The 19,245-nt window shown below is 54.7% G+C and carries 18 protein-coding genes; 1 reads left to right on the top strand and 17 read right to left on the bottom strand.

What is annotated here, in order from left to right:
• Positions 1-75 precede the first annotated feature (75 nt).
• The 7 genes from ACO6S1_RS14450 to ACO6S1_RS14420 form a co-directional block, all read right to left on the bottom strand.
• On the bottom strand, positions 76-1,194 hold the full coding sequence (locus tag ACO6S1_RS14450; protein ID WP_422343331.1) for a helix-turn-helix domain-containing protein: 1,119 nt from the start codon (positions 1,192-1,194) through the stop codon (positions 76-78).
• Between the two features lie 9 nt (positions 1,195-1,203).
• The gene (locus ACO6S1_RS14445) at positions 1,204-2,061 is read right to left on the bottom strand and encodes a sterol desaturase family protein (protein WP_422346203.1); all 858 of its coding nucleotides are present in this window, start codon (positions 2,059-2,061) and stop codon (positions 1,204-1,206) included.
• On the bottom strand, positions 1,944-2,363 hold the full coding sequence (locus tag ACO6S1_RS14440) for a hypothetical protein (RefSeq protein WP_422343330.1): 420 nt from the start codon (positions 2,361-2,363) through the stop codon (positions 1,944-1,946). Before ACO6S1_RS14440 ends, ACO6S1_RS14445 begins: the two co-directional genes overlap by 118 nt.
• A gap of 23 nt (positions 2,364-2,386) precedes the next feature.
• Positions 2,387-4,483 (bottom strand): NAD-dependent DNA ligase LigA, encoded by a 2,097-nt coding sequence (gene ligA, locus ACO6S1_RS14435; RefSeq protein ID WP_422346202.1) that lies wholly within the window; start codon positions 4,481-4,483, stop codon positions 2,387-2,389.
• A 53-nt stretch (positions 4,484-4,536) separates the two neighbouring features.
• The gene (locus ACO6S1_RS14430; protein WP_422343329.1) at positions 4,537-4,845 is read right to left on the bottom strand and encodes a putative quinol monooxygenase; all 309 of its coding nucleotides are present in this window, start codon (positions 4,843-4,845) and stop codon (positions 4,537-4,539) included.
• An 87-nt stretch (positions 4,846-4,932) separates the two neighbouring features.
• Entirely contained in the window at positions 4,933-6,597 is a 1,665-nt protein-coding gene (gene recN / locus ACO6S1_RS14425) for a DNA repair protein RecN (protein WP_422343328.1), read from the bottom strand.
• 71 nt (positions 6,598-6,668) lie between these two features.
• The gene (locus ACO6S1_RS14420; RefSeq protein WP_422346201.1) at positions 6,669-7,445 is read right to left on the bottom strand and encodes an outer membrane protein assembly factor BamD; all 777 of its coding nucleotides are present in this window, start codon (positions 7,443-7,445) and stop codon (positions 6,669-6,671) included.
• A 127-nt stretch (positions 7,446-7,572) separates the two neighbouring features.
• Here ACO6S1_RS14420 and ACO6S1_RS14415 point away from each other — a divergent pair, with 127 nt between their 5' ends.
• Positions 7,573-9,306 carry an FAD-dependent oxidoreductase gene (locus ACO6S1_RS14415; RefSeq protein WP_422343327.1) on the top strand — a complete coding sequence of 578 codons (1,734 nt, stop codon included), beginning with the start codon at positions 7,573-7,575 and terminating at the stop codon, positions 9,304-9,306.
• 118 nt (positions 9,307-9,424) lie between these two features.
• Here ACO6S1_RS14415 and pnp read toward each other — a convergent pair whose 3' ends face one another.
• The 10 genes from pnp to infB form a co-directional block, all read right to left on the bottom strand.
• A complete protein-coding gene (gene pnp, locus ACO6S1_RS14410) occupies positions 9,425-11,710 on the bottom strand; it encodes a polyribonucleotide nucleotidyltransferase (protein ID WP_422343326.1) in 2,286 nt (761 codons plus the stop codon).
• Between the two features lie 267 nt (positions 11,711-11,977).
• A complete protein-coding gene (gene rpsO, locus ACO6S1_RS14405) occupies positions 11,978-12,247 on the bottom strand; it encodes a 30S ribosomal protein S15 (protein WP_422343325.1) in 270 nt (89 codons plus the stop codon).
• A 25-nt stretch (positions 12,248-12,272) separates the two neighbouring features.
• On the bottom strand, positions 12,273-13,244 hold the full coding sequence (truB, locus tag ACO6S1_RS14400; RefSeq protein ID WP_422343324.1) for a tRNA pseudouridine(55) synthase TruB: 972 nt from the start codon (positions 13,242-13,244) through the stop codon (positions 12,273-12,275).
• A 22-nt stretch (positions 13,245-13,266) separates the two neighbouring features.
• Positions 13,267-13,779, bottom strand: coding sequence for a DUF2239 family protein (locus ACO6S1_RS14395; RefSeq protein ID WP_422343323.1), 513 nt, complete (start codon positions 13,777-13,779; stop codon positions 13,267-13,269).
• An 80-nt stretch (positions 13,780-13,859) separates the two neighbouring features.
• Positions 13,860-14,570, bottom strand: a complete 711-nt coding sequence (locus ACO6S1_RS14390) for a class I SAM-dependent methyltransferase (protein WP_422343322.1) — start codon at positions 14,568-14,570, stop codon at positions 13,860-13,862.
• Entirely contained in the window at positions 14,570-15,112 is a 543-nt protein-coding gene (locus ACO6S1_RS14385) for a GNAT family N-acetyltransferase (RefSeq protein ID WP_422343321.1), read from the bottom strand. Before ACO6S1_RS14385 ends, ACO6S1_RS14390 begins: the two co-directional genes overlap by 1 nt.
• Positions 15,105-15,683 (bottom strand): thymidine kinase, encoded by a 579-nt coding sequence (locus tag ACO6S1_RS14380; RefSeq protein ID WP_422343320.1) that lies wholly within the window; start codon positions 15,681-15,683, stop codon positions 15,105-15,107. Before ACO6S1_RS14380 ends, ACO6S1_RS14385 begins: the two co-directional genes overlap by 8 nt.
• A gap of 108 nt (positions 15,684-15,791) precedes the next feature.
• A complete protein-coding gene (gene rbfA, locus ACO6S1_RS14375) occupies positions 15,792-16,202 on the bottom strand; it encodes a 30S ribosome-binding factor RbfA (protein ID WP_422343319.1) in 411 nt (136 codons plus the stop codon).
• Entirely contained in the window at positions 16,202-16,657 is a 456-nt protein-coding gene (locus ACO6S1_RS14370) for a PaaI family thioesterase (RefSeq protein ID WP_422343318.1), read from the bottom strand. Before ACO6S1_RS14370 ends, rbfA begins: the two co-directional genes overlap by 1 nt.
• Positions 16,654-19,212, bottom strand: coding sequence for a translation initiation factor IF-2 (gene infB, locus ACO6S1_RS14365; protein WP_422343317.1), 2,559 nt, complete (start codon positions 19,210-19,212; stop codon positions 16,654-16,656). The genes ACO6S1_RS14370 and infB overlap by 4 nt, the downstream gene beginning before the upstream one ends.
• Positions 19,213-19,245 lie beyond the last annotated feature (33 nt).

The following is a 19,245-nucleotide window of genomic DNA, read 5'->3' as shown; positions in this document are numbered from 1 at the left end:
AACAGATGATCGAATATCGTGCGGCTTGCGCCTCAATCGCTGTATTGAGACCCTAAATACGGATTATGAGACGTTTCAACGGACCATGTTCCGACGATAATCTGTCGGAGTCATGCCTGCTAATTCCTTGAAAACCCTGTTAAAGCTGGCCTTGCTGTTAAAACCGGAGGCAAAGGCAACCTGAATAAGATTCTCGTCGGTTTTACCGAGCAAGCCCTTGGCATGTTCGACGCGCAAGCCGTTGATAAATGCATTGAAGGTCAAACCAAGGCCCTGATTCAAGGCCCGTGAAATGTAACTTTCATTACTCGCCTGACGCGACGCAACGTCACGAATATTCAGGCGCGGTTCGAGATACCATTGTTCTTCCCGCACCTTCTGTTCCAGCACGCGCCCTTCCGCTGACCAGTCACGCTGCTCCGGTTCTGCAGCAATCCCGCCGTGCGCATTGCCTATCTTTGGATAAGGTTCCCGGATAGAGGAAAGCGCATCCAGTCCGGCCCCGGCTACGATCAGCATGATCACCAGCTGAAAGGGATATTCCTGATTATAGCTCATGGGAATGATGGCCACGTCGATAATCTCAATCAACAGCCACAAGAAGATGGCTATCGCCGCGACAATGATCAGTCTTGAAATCCAGCGCGGGTCAAAATCGGAGGCGGCGGACTGAGTGGTTTGCAGATAGAGTCGATAGCGCTTCATCAACCGGAAGACAGCAATGGCTGTGATAATCGCGAACATTATCACCAGCAGCGTTTCGAACCGGACCAGATAGGGTTCATGAAATGCCGCATTATAAGCCCATTTGGCCTTGTAATCACCCAAGGCGGTAAACGCCCAGATATAATAGACCGTCTGCACCAGTCCCGGTAGTATCAGATATTTGCGCCAGCCGAGCGGTCCACCATGCATGAGACAATAGGCATGGAGATAGAATAGCGGCGCAATCCAGAGTTTCGCATTGAAGGGAAAGAAGGTCAGCCCAGGCCAGACATCATAAAATCCTGCATAGCCAATAATCTGCGGCGTTAGTGTGAACGCAGTGGCGAACAGGGTCGCTGCCAGAAACAGGCTTGCCCGCCGCTCCAGATTGCGCATTAACAGGAATATGATGCTTGCATAAACCGGCAGGGCCGCCGCAAGCATGAGTGCGCTGCGCCACCCGATATCGATATTTTCCGGATCCCCCATTTGCCCCGACTAGTCCTGATAATCAGGTTTCTTGCGGGTCAAGGGATAGGCGAACTGCTTCAGATAACCCTTCGGCACATCTTCCGGTATCCCATAGCCTTCCGGCCATTTGGACGGTGGCAAATAAAATGTTCCGAACAGCTTGTCGATCCATGGAAAATGAATCGCAAAATTAACATCAAATGCTTCCCGCTCCAGTCCGTGATGCCAGTGATGGAAACGCGGCGTCGCAATCCAGTGGCCGAGCCAGTTGAAATCACCCTTGATATTCGCGTGCAGAAGGGACGAATAGATATAGACGAAGGCAATATAAGCCTGAAGCACTGAAGGACTGAAACCCAGTGTCATCATTGGCAACGAGGTTATCCCCCGCAGCAATATGATCTCGATAAAATGCATCCGCGCGCCCGCTAGCCAATCCATCGACTTGGCGGAATGGTGCACCGCGTGAAAGCCCCATAGAAACGGCCAGCGATGAAATGTCCGGTGAAAGAAATATTGCACCAGATCGGTCAGCACCAGCACGATCACAAATTGCAAAATCCACGGGATGGAGGCGACCATCGCCCGGAATGCATCCCAGCTATTGGTATTGGCAACCACGACATTGGAAGGCGCCAGTGCCAGGAACGTCAACGCCTGCACCATCATCGAGCTGATCAGATAGTAGAAAAGATCCTCCCGCCATTCGATCCGGAACAGACGCTGTGATCGTTTATGCGGCAATATCCGCTCCAGCGGCGCAAACATCAGTCCAGTGACCACCATATTGACGATGAAGAAATCGAGGCCAAAGAATATACCCCAGCTGTTGGTATCCTCCGGCTGCACATTGGCGCCGCCGAGAAACGCAGCGGTAATGCCGATAGCCAATGCCGAAAAGCCCAAGGCCTTGCGTGGACGAGGAGCAGGCTCAACAAGGCAAGCGCATAGGAACCCAGCAACAACAAATGGACCGCCCCGCGAAATCCGGTCCATTCCTTCACCGCTTGCAGCTCAGGCGTGGCAAACCATTCGGGAAAGCGCAGCGCGATCACCATGCCCAGCCCGGCAATGGCCATCACGACCGCAAAAAAGCCGGCCAGCCAGCCGCTGCCAAAACGGCGCACCTCTGGCGGTGCCTCCAGATCTTTCGCAAGCTGCTTTAATATTCCCTGTTTCTTGGCCACTTATAGTCCCCGTAAAATTCAGCCTATCCAGCCGCTTTGACAATATCCGCCCATGCTGCCTCGTCGATCACTTCTATGCCCAGCTCTTCAGCTTTCTTCATCTTTGATCCGGCACCGGGACCGGCCACCAAAAGATCGGTTTTTACACTCACCGAACCAGATGCCTTGGCACCCAAAGCCTCAGCCTGCGCCTTGGCTTCATCGCGGCTCATGGTTTCCAGCTTGCCGGTAAATACAACCGTTTTGCCAGCTACGGCGCTGTCCCGGGTCTCCACGACATAATCGGGCGGTGTCACTTCGCTGAGCAGGTCGTCCCAGACTTCGCGATTATGCGGTTCGTGGAAGAAATCGGCCAGTGCCTGCGCCACCGTCGGGCCAACGCCGTCAATGGTGGTGATCTCGTCACGGACAGCCTCGTCGTCGCGCGCCGCCATTCCGATTTCGGCCAGTTTTGGCAGAGTTGTGAAATTCTTCATCAAATCGCGCGCTGTCACTGCGCCAATGTGGCGGATCCCAAGCCCAAATAGAAGGCGCGCTGCATCGGCAGAGCGTTTCTTTTCCACAGCCGCCAACAGATTATCCACAGACTTTTCCTGCCAACCATCCCGCGCCAATATGTCATCGCGGTACTTATGCAGCCGGAATATGTCTGCAGGGCTTTCGAGAAAGCCCGCGTCGATAAACTCGGCGATACTTTTTTCGCCCAGTCCGTCAATATCGAGCGCGGCGCGCGACACGAAATGCACCAGCCGCTGAAACCGCTGTGCTGGACATATCAGACCCCCCGTACAGCGGACATCGACCTCACCCTCTTCGGCCACGGCCTCACTGTTACATTCCGGGCAATGATCGGGGAAAATATAGGGTTCTCGCTTCTCATCGCGGGTCAGATTTTCGACCACCTGCGGGATAACGTCACCCGCGCGCTGAACCACCACCCGGTCGCCTGGACGCACGCCGAGCCGCTCTATTTCATCGCGATTATGGAGGGTCACATTGGATACGACAACACCACCGACCGTCACGGGTTTGAGGCGTCCCACCGGGGTCAATTTGCCGGTGCGCCCCACTTGAATATCGATGCTTTCCAGCGTCGTCTGCGCCTGTTCCGCCGGGAATTTATGGGCCAGCGCCCAGCGCGGTGCCTTTGCAACAAAGCCAAGACGTTGCTGCCAATCGAGCCGGTCTACTTTATACACGACTCCGTCAATATCATAAGGCAGATCAGCCCGTTCCGCCTCGATATGGCGGTAGTGGGCGAGCATCGCGTCCAGAGTTTCAAACCGTTTGACAAGCGGCGACAGCGGCAAGCCCCAGGAAGCGATTGCCTTCATGACGTCAAAAGCTGTGTCCCCGGGCAGCGCGCTCGCCACGCCCCAGCCATGGGCCCAGAATCGGAGGGGCCTCTTGGCCGTTATCTGCGCATCCTTCTGTCGTAGCGATCCCGCCGCCGCGTTGCGCGGATTGGCAAATTGTCGAATCTTCTCGGGGTCGAAAGCGACTTTCTTCGCCGCCGCATCGGCCTTGCCTTCGTCCATTAGGCGCGAGTTGAGGCCATCAAAATCGCTCTTGGCCATATAGACCTCACCGCGGATTTCGAAGACTTCGGGGATAACCTCCCTCTCCCCCGACCCTCTCCCCTGAAGGGGTGAGGGCTTAAGTGTCTGCGGAATATCGGCGATCATCCGCACATTCGCGGTAACATCTTCGCCAATCTGGCCATCACCCCGCGTAGCGGCCAATACCAGTTCGCCTTTCTCATAGCGCAGCGAGCATGACAGACCATCAATCTTGTCCTCCGCCGTCACCGCAACCGGTTCATCCTCTGGCAGGTTCAAAAACCGCCGCACCCGCGCGAGCCATTCGGCGATATCCTCATCCGAAAAGCCATTGTCGAGGCTCATCATCCGCTGCTCATGCGCGACTTTCGAAAGCGGGGACGCTGCAACAGCCGCGCCGACCAGCTTGTTCGGGCTATCATCCCGCACCAGATGCGGGAAAGCCTCTTCCAGCTCGTTATTGCGCCGCACCAGGGCGTCGTAATCCGCATCGGAAATTTCCGGCGTGTCTTCGGCGTGATAAAGCTTGTTATGCTTGGCGATCACCTTCGCCAGACGCATCAGTTCATTCGCGGCTTCTGCTTCAGAGAGATTGATGTTTTCTGACAAGTTGATCAAATTCCAACGACAGGAGCAACCTCGAACCGATGCCCAAATCCCTCGATCATCGGCCGCCCCTTGCCAATTGCTTCTTGCACAGATTCCAGTTGTAGTGAAGCAGCGTGCGCTTCCTTATTCTGCCAATATTCGGTGATCCAAATTGCGTTTTCATCGCTGATATCTTTAGAAATTGCGTAAGATAGGTTGCCCGGCATATCGCGCGTCCCCTCCGCTAAAATAGAGATAAGTTCGTCGCGTTTCCCCTCGGCAATTTTCATCTGCCCGATGATCCCGTACGCAGTTTCGATTTCTTTACCTTCCATTCTAGCAACTCCCACTGAAGCAATATTTGGCAGAACAGCGCCAACTAGACCACCGCCAAAAAACTGAATCAAACGCCTCCGGTCCACTCAAACCCCCTCCAGCAAACGATCCGCCTGCGCCCTTGCCTCGTCGGTAACGTCGGCACCGGACAGCATCCGCGCAATTTCCTGCCTGCGCCCGTCATCATCCAGCGCATTGACATCCGTGCGGGACACCGTGCCGTTGGAACTTTTGTTGATCAGCATATGGGCATTGCCCTTGGACGCCACTTGCGGGCTATGGGTCACGACCAGCAACTGCGCTGACTTCGACAGGCGCGCCAGTCGGTCGCCAATGGCTGATGCCACGGCGCCACCGACACCGCGATCAACCTCGTCGAAGATGATCGTCTTGGCCCCGCCCTCTTCAGCCAAGGCAACCTTCAACGCCAATATGAAGCGCGACAATTCACCGCCGGAAGCAATCTTGCCAAGCGGTGCCAGAGGTGCACCGGGATTGGTCGAGATCAGGAATTCGATCCGGTCCATGCCGTTCGCACCCCAGCGGTCTTCCTCCAAAGGCTCCAGCAAAGTTTCAAACCGCGCCGCGTCCAGTTTCAGTGGCACCAGTTCCCCGGCGACCGCTTTGTCCAAAGCCTTCGCTGCCTTGGTCCGTTTCACCCGCAACGCTTCCGCAGCATCGACATAGGCTTGCTTAGCGGCTTTCACATTTGCCTCCAGAGCCCCCAATGATTTGCCGCCATCGCTAATCGCCGACAGGCGCGTTTCCAGATCGGCCAGCAATTGTGGCAAGGCATCGCCCTCAACCCGGTGCTTGCGGGCCAAAGCGCGCAAATCAAAGAGACGCGTTTCCATATCGTCGAGCCGCTGCGGATCAAAGGTCAGCGCATGGGCCGCATCATTGAGCTTTTCTTCCGCTTCGCTGGCTTCGATTACGGCGCGATCAAGTGCCTGCAAAGCCTCTGTCAGCAAGGGATGGTCTTCTGCAATCCGGTCCAGCCGCCGCGCCGCCGCGCGCAGGGATGCCAGACCACCATTGGATCCATCAAAGGCCGCTCTGATCGCCTCAAGATCGCCGGTTAGTTTCTCACCCTTCATCATCGTTGCCCGTTCGAGAGCCAGTTCCTGCTCTTCGCCCGGCTGCGGTGCGAATTTTGAAAGTTCAGCTACGCTATGCTCCAGATATTCGCGATCCTGTTCCGCAGCTTCCTGATCGTTAAGCGCTTTTTCCAAAGCCGCTTTCGCAGACTGCCAGCCTTCAAAAGCCTGTCTGACTTTTGCGCCATCGGCACCGGCATAGGTATCGAGCAAAGTCCGATGCCCCTTTGGGTTGATCAGCCCGCGATCATCATGTTGGCCGTGGATTTCAATCAGTCTGCTGCCCAATTCCCTGAGCAGTGTCGCAGAACAGGGCTGATCATTGACGAACGCCCGGCTGCCGCCATCGGCTTTCACCGACCGTTTGATGATGAGCGGTTCACCCGGCTCCACATCAATATCATTATCCTGCAGATATAGAGCCAATTTGCTGCCCGCTTTTGGTGCATCAAAACTCGCGGTTACCTGCGCCTTTTCGGTGCCCTGGCGCACCAATCCGCTATCGGCGCGATTACCCAGCGCAAGGCCCAGAGAATCCAGCAGGATCGACTTGCCCGCTCCGGTTTCGCCGGTAAGCACAGAAAGGCCAGACCCGAATTCCAGGTCCAGCGCCTCAATAAGAACAATGTCACGAATGGAAAGAGACTGCAGCACAGCCTTCTCTTAAATCACGTTTATCTTAGCTGCAACGTCCATGGACATGGATCGCAGCAATTTACACGGAATCAGGTTGCGCCGTGCTTTTGTACCAGATCATAAGCCCGCTCGTACCATTTCGAACCGGGATAGTTTGCGCCCAGAACCGCTGCGCTTTTCTTAGCTTCCGCCGGAATGCCCAAAGCAAGATAGGATTCCGTCAACCGCATCAGGGCTTCGGCCGCGTGAGTCGTGGTTTCATATTTTTCGATCACTACCCGAAAACGGATAGTTGCCGCCAGCCAGTTGCCACGGCGCTGGTAAAATCGGCCAATTTCCATTTCCTTGCCAGCGAGATGGTCGTTGACCAGATCCATCTTCAACAAGGCATCGGCGGCATAGCGGCTATTGGGATAGCGGCGTGCCACTTCGCCCAAGGTTGCGAGTGCTTGCTCGGTAATCTTTTGATCCCGCGTAACATCGCTAATCTGCTCGTAATAGCTCAGCGCGATTAGATAATAGGCATAAGGCGCATCCTTATTACCCGGGTGGATCGACAAGAAACGTCTCGATGACTCGATCGCCTTGTTATAGTCACCGGCGACATAGTAGCTAAAGGCACTCATCTGCTGCGCACGGCGGGCCCATGGTGAATAGGGATGCTGCCGTTCAACTTCGTCAAACAGGGCCGCTGCAAGCTTATACTGTCCGCGGTCGAGACGGTCTTTTGCCGCATTGTATAGCGTGTTCACATCACGTGCGACATAACGGGTATCTGCGCCTCCGCCACCACCGCCGCCGCCAAGCAAGGCACAGCCCGAAAGAGTGGTAACCGACAGGCCCAAAAGAGCCGCTTTGATGATCATGTTTTTCATAACACTTCCCTTAACCACTAATGCGCTGCCAGCCAATAGCCTAATTATCGGCGCAGTCTATCCGCAAGCGCCATAACCGCCTCTTGATATCTGCACGATGAACAGTCAGAATGAAGCCATGACTAATCCCCCAGAAACCCCGCTTTCCCCTCCTGCACAAAATAACAGCGGCGTTCCCCGCGTTGATGGCGCGGATCCGTATCAACGGGAAGAGCAGACCTTTCCAACCCTGAAAGAAAGTCATCTCAATCGCATTCAATCCTTTTGTGACAAGGAAACGCTGAAGGATGGTGAATTGTTGTTCGAACGTGGCCAGCGGAGTGTCGATTTCTTCATCATCCTATCCGGTGCGGTAGAGATTTTCGACACGGATGACGATGGCAACGCGAATGTCTTTACCGTCCACCGGAAAAACCAGTTTACCGGCGAACTGGATCTGTTCAATGATCGAGAAATCCTGGTCAGCGGGCGCGCTTCCGGTGTGACCGACGTGCTGCGCTTCCAGCGCGCCGACTTTCGCCGTATGGTCGTGTCCGAACCCGATATTGGCGAGATCATCATGCGCGCCTTCATCCTGCGCCGGGTGGGCTTGATCCAGCATATGCAGGGCGGTGTTACCGTGATCGGGCGTAACAAGGACAGCATAACCCTACAAATTGACCGTTTTCTGACCCGCAACGGCTATCCCCACCGGATGCTGGATATAGATGCGGATAAGGACAGCGCGAACGCGATGGAAGGTTTCAGCATCGAACGCAGCGACTTGCCTGTCGTTATCCTGCCTGATGGACGGTTGCTAAAGGCGCCATCCGATAAAGAATTGGCCGATGCGCTGGGCTTGACCGAGGAACTGCATCCCGACCATCTCTATGACTTGGCAGTGATCGGCGCAGGTCCTTCCGGCCTTGCCGCAGCCGTCTATGGCGCATCGGAAGGGCTTGAAACCATCATCATCGAAAAACTCGCGCCGGGTGGTCAGGCCGGGACCAGCTCGAAAATCGAGAACTATCTTGGCTTTCCAACGGGAATTTCCGGTCAGGCGCTGGCCGGACGCGCCCAGATACAGGCACAGAAATTTGGCGCAAAACTGGCGATTTCGCGTAATGCGGTAGGATTGGATTGCAACGGCGAATATAACAAAATAATTCTGGAAGGTGATGAATCTATTTGCACCAGAGCTTTGGTTATCGCAACCGGCGCCAGCTACCGCAAACTTGATCTGGAAAATGATGAAAAATTTGAAGGTCAGGGCATTCACTATGCGGCTACACCGATGGAAGCAAAGCTATGCCAAAATGAGGAAGTGGCGGTCATCGGTGGCGGAAATAGCGCCGGACAGGCGGCAATGTTCCTTTCGCAAACGGCAAAGCACGTCCATCTGCTGATCCGCAGCGACAGCCTGGCCGCCAGCATGTCGAGCTATTTGATAGACCGCCTCGAAGCCTCTCCAAAGGTAACGATAAGATTCGGAACGGCAATCACAGAACTGATCGGAGAGGATTATCTCGAATCCTTGCGCTGGAAAGGGCCTGACGGCGTTGAAGATAAAGATATCCGCAATGTTTTTGTCATGATCGGCGCGGTTCCCAATACCGGTTGGATTGGCGATTGCCTGCAACTGGATGATGGCGGTTTCATCCGCACCGGCAGTGATTGTCAGGGTGAACCAACGGACAGTCCCTACATGACAAGCCGCCCCGGCATTGTCGCAGTGGGTGATGTGCGGTCCGGGTCAGTCAAGCGTGTGGCATCCGGTGTTGGAGAAGGCTCTGTGGTGATTCAGGCCGTCCATAAATATCTCGCTGCCCAGAAAGAAGCCGAACAGGCCGAAGCCCAAACTGAAATGGCGTGACAACCGCCCTTGCGGCCTGGTTTCCGATCTGTCTGAAAGCAGAACCGGAACAACAATCCGCACCATAAAAAAGGGCCCCGCTTGCACGGAGCCCTTTTCATTCAATCCTTGAAACGATCTAGTCTTCGGTGATTGAGCTTGGCAATGGAATATCGCCGCCCTCATCCTTTGGACCGTCATTGTTGCGACCACGACCGCGGCCACCGCCGCCGGCGCCGCCATCACGACCGCGACCACGACCACCGCCGCCGGCGCCATCACGACGCGGACCACGGGGCTTGTTTTCGCGTGGAGGACGTGTGTCTTCCAGCTCTTCACCGGTTTCCTGATCAACAACCCGCATCGACAGGCGAACCTTGCCGCGCTGGTCGATTTCGAGAACCTTGACCTTGACTTCCTGACCTTCGGACAGTTCGTCGGCAACCTTCTCGACACGCTCATTCTTGATTTCAGAGACGTGGACGAGACCGTCTTTGCCGCCCATGAAGTTTACGAATGCGCCAAAGTCAACGAGGTTCACGACTTTACCATCATAGATTTTGCCAACTTCGGCTTCTTCCACAATGCCGGCAATCCATGCCAGAGCCGCGTCAATCTGTGATTTGTCGGAAGAAGAAACCTTGATCAGGCCTTCATCGTCAATATCGACCTTCGCGCCGGTTTCCGCAACAATCTCGCGGATCACTTTACCGCCAGTACCAATAACGTCGCGGATCTTCTCTTTGTTGATCTGCATCGTTTCGATACGCGGAGCATGTTCGGACATTTCGGTACGAACAGAGCTAAGCGCCTTGCTCATTTCACCAAGGATGTGCGCGCGGCCACCGCTAGCTTGTTCCAGAGCAGACTTCATGATTTCCTGCGTAATGCCGGCTACCTTGATGTCCATCTGCAAGGAGGTGATACCTTTTTCGGTACCCGCAACCTTGAAGTCCATGTCGCCGAGATGATCTTCGTCGCCGAGAATGTCGGAGAGAACTGCAAAATCTTCGCCTTCGAGGATCAGACCCATCGCAATACCGGAAACCGGACGCGCCAGGGGCACACCGGCATCCATCATCGCGAGCGAACCGCCACAAACGGTCGCCATTGAGGACGAACCATTGGATTCGGTGATGTCAGACAGCACACGGATCGTATAAGGGAATTCATCCACTGTCGGCAATACCGGACGCAGCGCGCGGAAAGCGAGCTTACCATGGCCGGTTTCGCGGCGGCTGGTAAAACCAAAACGGCCTACTTCACCAACCGAATAAGGCGGGAAGTTATAGTGCAGCATGAAGTTGGTGTAGCTCAATCCGTCCAGACCATCGATCATCTGCTCGGCATCTTTGGTACCAAGCGTGGTGGTTACAATCGCCTGTGTTTCACCGCGGGTGAAGAGCGACGAACCATGGGTCCGTGGCAACAGGCCAACCATGGCTTCGATCGGGCGAACCTGATCAAGCTTACGGCCATCGATACGGGTACCATCTTTGATGATCGCGCCGCGAACGATTTCCGCTTCCAGTTTCTTGACCATCTTACCGGCAGTCATCTGGGTCTGGCCGTCTTCTTCGGCATATTTCTCTTTGGCTTTTTCACGAACCGCATTCAGCGCGTCGGAACGCTCTGATTTGTCGGTTTTCTTGTAAGCCGCAGCAATATCGTCACCAACCAGCTTGCGCAGGTCTTCTTTGATATCGCTATTATCTTCAGCAGAAGCCAGTTCCCAAGGCTCTTTCGCAGCCTGTTCAGCCAGATCGATGATCAGGTTCGCAACGTCCTTGGAGGCTTCATGCGCGAATTGAACGGCACCAAGCATGACGTCTTCGGAAAGCTCTTTGGCTTCCGATTCCACCATCATCACAGCGCCAGGTGTGGCCGCTACAACCAGGTCAAGTTCGCCTTCGGCAACTTCTTCCATTGATGGGTTCAGCTGATATTCGCCTTCTTTATAACCCACACGAGCCGCACCAATGGGGCCCATGAAAGGAACACCGGAAATGGTCAGCGCAGCAGAAGCCGCAACCATCGCCAGAATATCAGGCTCGTTCTGACCGTCATAGCTCATCACCTGACAGATCACGTTGATTTCGTTGTAGAAACCTTCTGGGAACAGCGGACGGCAAGGACGGTCAATCAAACGCGATGTCAGCGTTTCTTTTTCCGTCGCACGGCCTTCGCGCTTGAAGAAACCGCCTGGAATACGTCCGGCGGCTGAGAATTTTTCCTGATAGTGTACGGTCAGCGGGAAGAAATCCTGTCCTTCGCGTACCGATTTAGCGGCGGTGACTGCGCACAGTACAACCGTTTCGCCGAGGGTCGCGAGTACCGCGCCATCAGCCTGACGGGCAATACGGCCCGTTTCGAGGGTGAGGGTTTGTCCGCCCCACTCCATTTCAACTTTCTTTACATCAAACATTCGTATTTTCCTTTGTCCCGCCTGCCCTATGCAGTGCGGGGGCTTTCTTTTTGTCCAGCAATCCGGCTGAACAGCGGTTCGGGGTCATTTGTGCCCCAATTGTCACCAAACTCACCTTATTGCGAAATTCGGTGTTTCCGTACCCCTGCGGAGGCAGGGGTCCATCTCCTATGTCATCATCTATTTGAAATGGCGGGAGATGGGCACCTGCCTGCGCAGGCGCACAATGCGAAAACGGCCTCCATCGGGAGGCCGCTTCCAAAACTCTTATTTCCGGAGACCAAGGTCTTTAATCAACTTGGAATAGCGAGCCGCATCTTTCTTGCGGAGATAGTCCAGCAAGCTGCGACGCTTGTTGACCATCATCAGCAGTCCGCGACGGGAATGGTTATCTTTGTGATGACCTTTAAAATGCTCGGTCAGGTTCACAATACGCTCGGTGAGGACTGCAACCTGTACTTCCGGGGAACCGGTATCGCCTTTTGTCTGGCCGAATTTTTCAATCAGTTCCTGCTTTTTTTCTGCGGTAATCGTCATAATCTAATTTTTCCTTCGAACATCTTTACATATTAAACCCGCGAATGACCTTGATGGTCCCATCAACAGACTCTGCCAATGCAACCGGAGAACCATCTTCGGTTGCTAGAAAAGTCCCGTTTATGGCGGGGTTCCCAATCATTTCCCGTTCGTCCAGCACTTGGCCTTGCCGAAGCAGTCTCGCCTGATCAGGAGTGAGGTCAAAAGCCGGGATGTCGTCCAGCCCCGCCTCAAGTGGCAAGAGATAATCTTTAATGTCCGCGCCCTTACCAATTTCATTGAGTTTGTCCAGTGAAATCGCACGTTTCAGCGTAAACGGCCCTGCCTTGGTGCGGCGCAGCATGGTGACATGACCCACGGTGCCAAGCGCACGCGCAATATCGCGCGCCAAAGACCGGATATAAGTGCCTTTGGAGACATTGGCGATGATAGTAACAGAATCTATCCTCTCCCCTTGAGGGAGAGGAAACGGAGACTTGGCAGCTTGCTGCCTTAGTCGAGTTGGAGAGGAGACGGAGAGAGTATATATCTCCACCGTCCGCATCTTCATCTCAACCGCCTCGCCAGCCCGCGCCAGATCATAGGCCCGCTTGCCATCAATTTTCAGCGCGGAATATTTTGGCGGTATCTGTTCAATCGGCCCGGTGAATTGCGGTAATATGGCCTCCACCTCGGCTAATGTCGGCAGATGCTCGGACGTCTCACTCACATCCCCCTCGGCGTCCAGCGTCTCGGTCTCGCTGCCAAATGCAATCGTGAATTCATAAAGTTTCGACGCATCCAGCATCCGCCCGCACAGCTTTGTCGCCTCACCCAGCGCTATCGGTAAAACCCCGGTAGCGAGCGGATCCAGCGTCCCGCCATGGCCGACCTTGGTCTTGTCCTTGCCTTTGCCGAGCAGTCCCGCCTCGCGCAAGTTGCGTTTCACTGCGCCGACAGCCTGTGTCGACCCCAATTCAAGCGGTTTATCGAGTATGATCCAGCCGTGCGGTTTCAAATATTTTTCCTAGAGAACGATATCACGAATTGGGCCATGCCAGACCAATGGCGTGATCGCGGACAGAAGCCGACCATTGCTCAGAAAGCAATTCAAAACGTTCCTTATCATCGGCATATAGAGCCCGTATCGCTTCCTCAAATTGTGGCCAGTCCCCGGCAATAACAGTTAGAAAATGGTAAGCTGCATCCTGTCCGGTTCGCTTGTCTGTACCGGTTTTCCGCGCCTGTTCAACCAGTCGGCGTAATGTTGCCGATGCCCCGCCGGATTGTTTAGCAAGCCAGTCCCAATGCCGCGGAAGCAAGGTGACTTCTTTGGAAACCACGCCAAGCTTAGGACGGCCCCGCTTTGCCGGTGCTTCTGTTTCACTGGTAGCTCGCAAATCAAAGTCAATTTGATTCCCGGTCTCGTCATCGAAAACCAATATGTCCGAGCTGCGTTTGACCTCGGGTAGAGCACGCAAGGTGTCAATAATTTCTGAGCGAGTCCCCGTTGCCAACCAATTTGCTTCTGAAAATGCTGTGTAAGTGGTCATGACCAATCCTTTCGGACGTGCATTTATACCCCGATAATATTCGAGTCAATATACCCGGGTAAAATATTTACTCGCGCCGACTAAATCGGCTTCTTCCACTCCATGACCAGAAAACCGGGTACTCGCGTGTAACGGTCACTTTTCGGGTCATTCTGGTCGGGCGGCGTTGGTTCTGAAAAATAGGTGAGTTGCAATCCATTGCCCAGAAAAGCCTCAAAATAGGCGCTTAGCGGGCGATGCCAGTTGAGGATATCGATGCCAGCCCATTTTTCGCGTGTCGCACGCTCCTCGGAATAATTGTCCATCTGAAAGCTTTTCGCGGCACCGGTGAGGCTGCGATTCCAGGTGCCGGCGGTGAAAAAGCTGGTCAGATTGGCGATGAGCAGGCAACCACCCGGTTTTGTCACGCGGGCCATTTCTGCGATGGCTGTTCGAAAATCTTCGATATCGATGAGTGACAAATAGCCAATGGTCAGGTCGTAACTGGCATCTTCAAAGGCCAATTTTTCGCCAAAACCAATGGCATAATCGCCCTGTGGATCGCGCTCTTGCGCCTTTGCAATAAGACTGGATACAGGATCAATGCCCGATCCGGACATGCCGCGTGCCTGCAGCATGCGGACAAACCGCCCCTCCCCGCAACCGACGTCAAGAAATCGCCCTCCAATCGCACTTGCGCGATCAAGCATGACAGCGTCCAAAAACGTGCGCCTTGTCCAGTCGCCGTGGTCACCGATGGATTCAATCCACGCCTCGGCCGACTGCACCCAGCCATTCACATCATCTGTCATTACCGGTTCGCCCACTCCTCCTGGAGCAAGCCAAATACAGCCGTGTCACGAATAAAGCCAGTCCAGGTAATCCGGTTCTTGCGTAACGTCCCTTCATGCTTGGCACCCAATTTGAGCACGGCCGCCATGGAGCGTTTGTTGCGCGTATCCACGCGGAATTCGATGCGGGTGAAACCGCAAGCAAAGGCATGATCGATCATGAGCTTTTTCATGACATCGTTAAAGCCGCTGCCGCGCACGGAAGGGGCAATATAGGTTCCGCCTATTTCGGCGACTTTGGTGGTCAGATCGGGATTGATATAATTGCTCATTCCGACCAGCATATCGTTCTCGGTATTTATGACGGCGAAGCGCACCCAATTATCGGTGCGATGAAATATCTCCATCGCCTTGTCAAAATGCTCGCCCAGCATCGATACAGGATAGATATCCCAGACTTCCCGATCCTCGGCGCACGTGGCGCGCAAGGGTTCGATATGATGTTCGTCCAGAGGTTCCAGACGCACCGGGCCTTCTTCCAGGACAGTCGATAACTCAGCCATTAAGTTTTTCCATGAAATGCTTGCGGCACAGCGCAACGTAGAGTTCATTGCCTCCAATGGCGGTTTGCTGGCCCGCGAGTACCGGATTGCCGTCCTCGTCCACACGCATGTTCATCGTTGACTTGCTGCCGCATTCACAGACCGCTTTGATCTCGACCAGTTCATCAGCAATAGCGAGCAATTGCGCACTGCCGGGAAATAGGGACGCCTGAAAATCGGTGCGAAGGCCGTAAGCGAGTACGGGAATCCGTAGCTGATCGGCGACCAAAGCAACCTGGAAAACCTGATCCTTGGTCATAAACTGCGCTTCGTCAATCAGCACGCAATCCAGCGTATTGTCATCATGTTCTGTACTGATTTCGGCAAGCATATCTGTTTCTTTTTCAAAGATATGCGCCTTCTTCTTCAGGCCGATACGCGAGTTGATCCAGCCCGCCTCTTCCCGATCATCCAGAGCCGCCGTCCATAGCATCGTGCGCATGCCGCGTTCGCGATAATTGAAATCCGCCTGCAGCAATGTCGTTGATTTGCCCGCATTCATCGAGCTGTAGTAGAAATAGAGTTTGGCCATAAATAGTCTCTAAACCCGTCATCCTGAACGGGTTTCAGGATCTCCGTTAACCATATGACCTTGAAATAGATCCTGAATCAAGTTCAGGATGATGAAAACGCGTAATTCCTATTCCTCGCCGCGATCTTCACCCAAATCCTGAGCAACCTTTGGATTGTTCAGCAAATTCTCGATATGCTCGGCTGTATCAAAACTCTCGTCAGCGAGAAATTTGAGTTTTGCGGCATATTTCATCTTCACCCGGCTGGCGACTTGCTTTTGAAAATAGGCCGTATTGGTTTTCAGCGCCTTCAGCACATCAGCTTCATTCGCGCCCAGCAAGGGTTTCACAAATACGGTCGCATGGCGCAAATCCGGGGACATGCGCACCTCGGTCACACTGACCGAATGGGAAGTGAGCACATCATCATGCACTTCGCCGCGCATCAGCAGTTCGGACAGAATGTGTCGCACCTGCTCGCCCACGCGCAAGAGGCGTACCGATCGGCCTTCTGGGGATGTGTCGTTATATTTTGCCATTATTTAACCGTCGGTCCAACCTTAGCAGTAGATGTAGCCTTTACCAAAAGCGCCCCTGCCTCATCATATAGCTGGGCTTCCAGAAAAGCGATCGACCGCCCCATGCGGACAATCTGCCCTTCCCCATAGACCCGGCCCGGCAGAACCGGCTTGATGTAGGTCACGCTTAGATCCAGCGTCAGCGGCGCGATTTCGCCGCCAGACTTCACCAGCACCGGAATGCCAATTACCTCATCGACCATGGCGGCAACAAAGCCGCCCTGGATTGTCCCGCGGGGGCTTGTAAAGGCCTGAGGCGCATCAAATTTCATCCGGACAGCGCCGGTTTCCTTGTCCGCTTCCAGAATGACGGCATTGACCGCTTCGGAACAGGGTGGGCGTTTAAAGCCCAACACGTCCTCTTGCTTCAGCGCCTCAACCAATTCCGTTCCCCAAAAGGACTGATCGGCCGTCAAAGAATGCGTTCTTTCTCTTCAACCTCAAAGACTTCCAGCATATCGCCCGGCTTGATGTCGTTGGTGTCTTCGAGCACCGCACCACATTCCATACCGGCGCGCACTTCCTCGACATCGTCCTTGAAGCGCCGCAGCGAAGCGATGGTCGTTGCACTGACGATAACATCCTCGCGGGTAAGCCGTGCGAACAGGCCTTTGCGCAGCGCGCCTTCGGTGACGAGCAAGCCGGCAGCCTTGTCTTTCTTGCCGGATTTGAACACCTCTTTGACCTCGGCGCGGCCCATGACATTCTCGATCTTCTCCGGACCCAATTCACCGGCCATTTCGGCGCGGATATCATCGGTCAGGTCATAGATGATGTCGAAATATTTCAGCCGCACGCCATCCCGCTTGGCGATTTCGCGGGCCTTGGCATTGGGCCGTACGTTAAAGCCGATAATCGGGGCTTTACTGGCGCTCGCCAGCGTCACATCGGACTCGGTAATCGCACCGACACCACTGTGCAGGATGCGGACCTTGATATCGTCATTGGATATCTTGTTCAGAGCCTGGACAATTGCCTCGGTACTGCCCTGCACGTCGGCTTTGACCAATAGCGGGAATTCAACAGCACTGTCCGCAGCCGCAGAGAACATATTCTCAAGGCTGGTCGGCGCCTGCGTCGTGCGCTGCAATTTCTCTTGCTCGGCACGGTAGGTCGCGACTTCGCGGGCGCGCGATTCATTCTCGACCACGGTCAGCTTGTCGCCAGCAGAGGGGACGCCCGAAAGACCCAGCACTTCCACCGGAACCGATGGCCCGGCTTCCTTGGGCTGCGCGCCCTTGTCATCGATCATCGCCCGGACTTTTCCGGTTTGCGAGCCCACGACGAAGATATCGCCGCGTTTCAGCGTACCGCGCTGAACCAGAACAGTCGCCACTGGCCCGCGTCCCTTGTCCAGCTTCGCTTCGATCACAATGCCTTCAGCCGGACGATCCGGACGGGCTTTGAGTTCAAGCAATTCTGCCTGCAAGTGGATCTTCTCGATCAGCTCGTCCAGATTGGTTTTCTTGAGCGCAGAAACCTCTACATCCTGCACATCACCAGACATGGCTTCCACGATCACTTCATGTTCGAGCAAGCGGGTACGAACCGTGGTCGGATCAGCGCCCTCCTTGTCGATCTTGTTGATCGCCACGATCATCGGCACATTGGCCGCTTTCGTATGGTTGATTGCCTCAATCGTCTGCGGCATCAAGCCATCGTCTGCCGCAACCACCAGGATCACGATATCGGTGGCATTGGCCCCGCGCAGCCGCATGCTGGTAAAGGCTTCATGGCCCGGCGTATCGAGGAAGGTGATCTTGTCACCATTTTTCATTTTGACCTGATAGGCGCCGATATGCTGCGTAATCCCGCCAGCTTCACCGGCAACCACATCGGTTCCGCGCAGTGCGTCGAGCAATGATGTCTTACCATGATCAACATGGCCCATGATTGTCACCACAGGAGGACGCGGCTTCAGCGTTTCTTCCGGATCGACATCCGATTCTGTATCAATTTCGACATCAGCTTCGGATACACGCTTGATATTGTGGCCAAATTCCTCGACCAACAGCTCCGCTGTATCCTGGTCAATCGTCTGGTTAACAGTCACCATCGAACCCATGTTGAACAGGGATTTGACGAGATCAGCGCCCTTTTCGCCCATACGCTTGGACAGTTCCTGCACGGTAATCGCCTCCGGCACGACCACATCGCGGATCTGCTTCTCACGCGGTTCGCGCGGTTGACCAGACATTTGCGCCCGTTTTTCTTTTTCACGCGCGCGTTTCAACGCGGCAAGCGAGCGTGCACGCGCTGCGCCGTCTTCACCGCGCAGAGCCCGGTTAACGGTCAACTTGCCAGACTGGCGGCGATCATTACGATCGCTGCGCCCGGTTTTTGGTTTCGCTTTTGGTTCAGGCCGTTTTGGCGTTTCCACGGGCGTAAATTTCCGGGCCGGTGGATGTTTTGCAGTCGCTCCCGCTGGTTTCTCTTCTGCGGTTGCTCCGGCTTCTGCGGCTTCTGATGTCTCTGCGGCTTCTGCAACCGAAGCGGCAGCGGCTTCTTCCGCCGCCTTGATCTCTTCCTGAGCCTTTTTAGCGGCTTCTTCTTCCGCCTTGCGCTTCTCTTCCGCCCGCTTTTTCTCGTCGGCGGTCTGGTCTTTCTTGGCCTTGGTATCGCGTTTGCGCGCTTCTTCCATGGCGTTCAGGCGCTCTTCTTCGGCCTGACGCAGCAATTGCGCCTGTTTTTCCTGACGCGTCATCACGTCTTCCTGCTTCGGCTTGGGAGCCGGAGCCGGTTTTTTGGCTACTACCGGAGCAGGCGCAGGCACCGGAGTTTCCGGCACAATATCCTTGGCGGCTTCCTGAGCACCAGGCTTACCCACCAGTTTGCGGCGCTTGACCTCGACGACGACCTTGTTGGTCCGCCCATGGCTAAACGTCTGTTTGACTTCACCAGGCTCTACCGAACGCTTTAGTCCCAATGGCTTGCGTGCAGGCTTTGCGGTATCTTTGTTATCATCACTCATCGAACAGACTTAATCCTTAAAAAATTCATTACT

Origin of the sequence: Parasphingorhabdus sp. (assembly GCF_965233695.1) — a bacterium.
In the GTDB taxonomy this organism is placed as follows: domain Bacteria; phylum Pseudomonadota; class Alphaproteobacteria; order Sphingomonadales; family Sphingomonadaceae; genus Parasphingorhabdus.
Note: the sequence above shows the minus strand (reverse complement) of the source record. Positions and strands in the feature narration are given on the sequence as shown.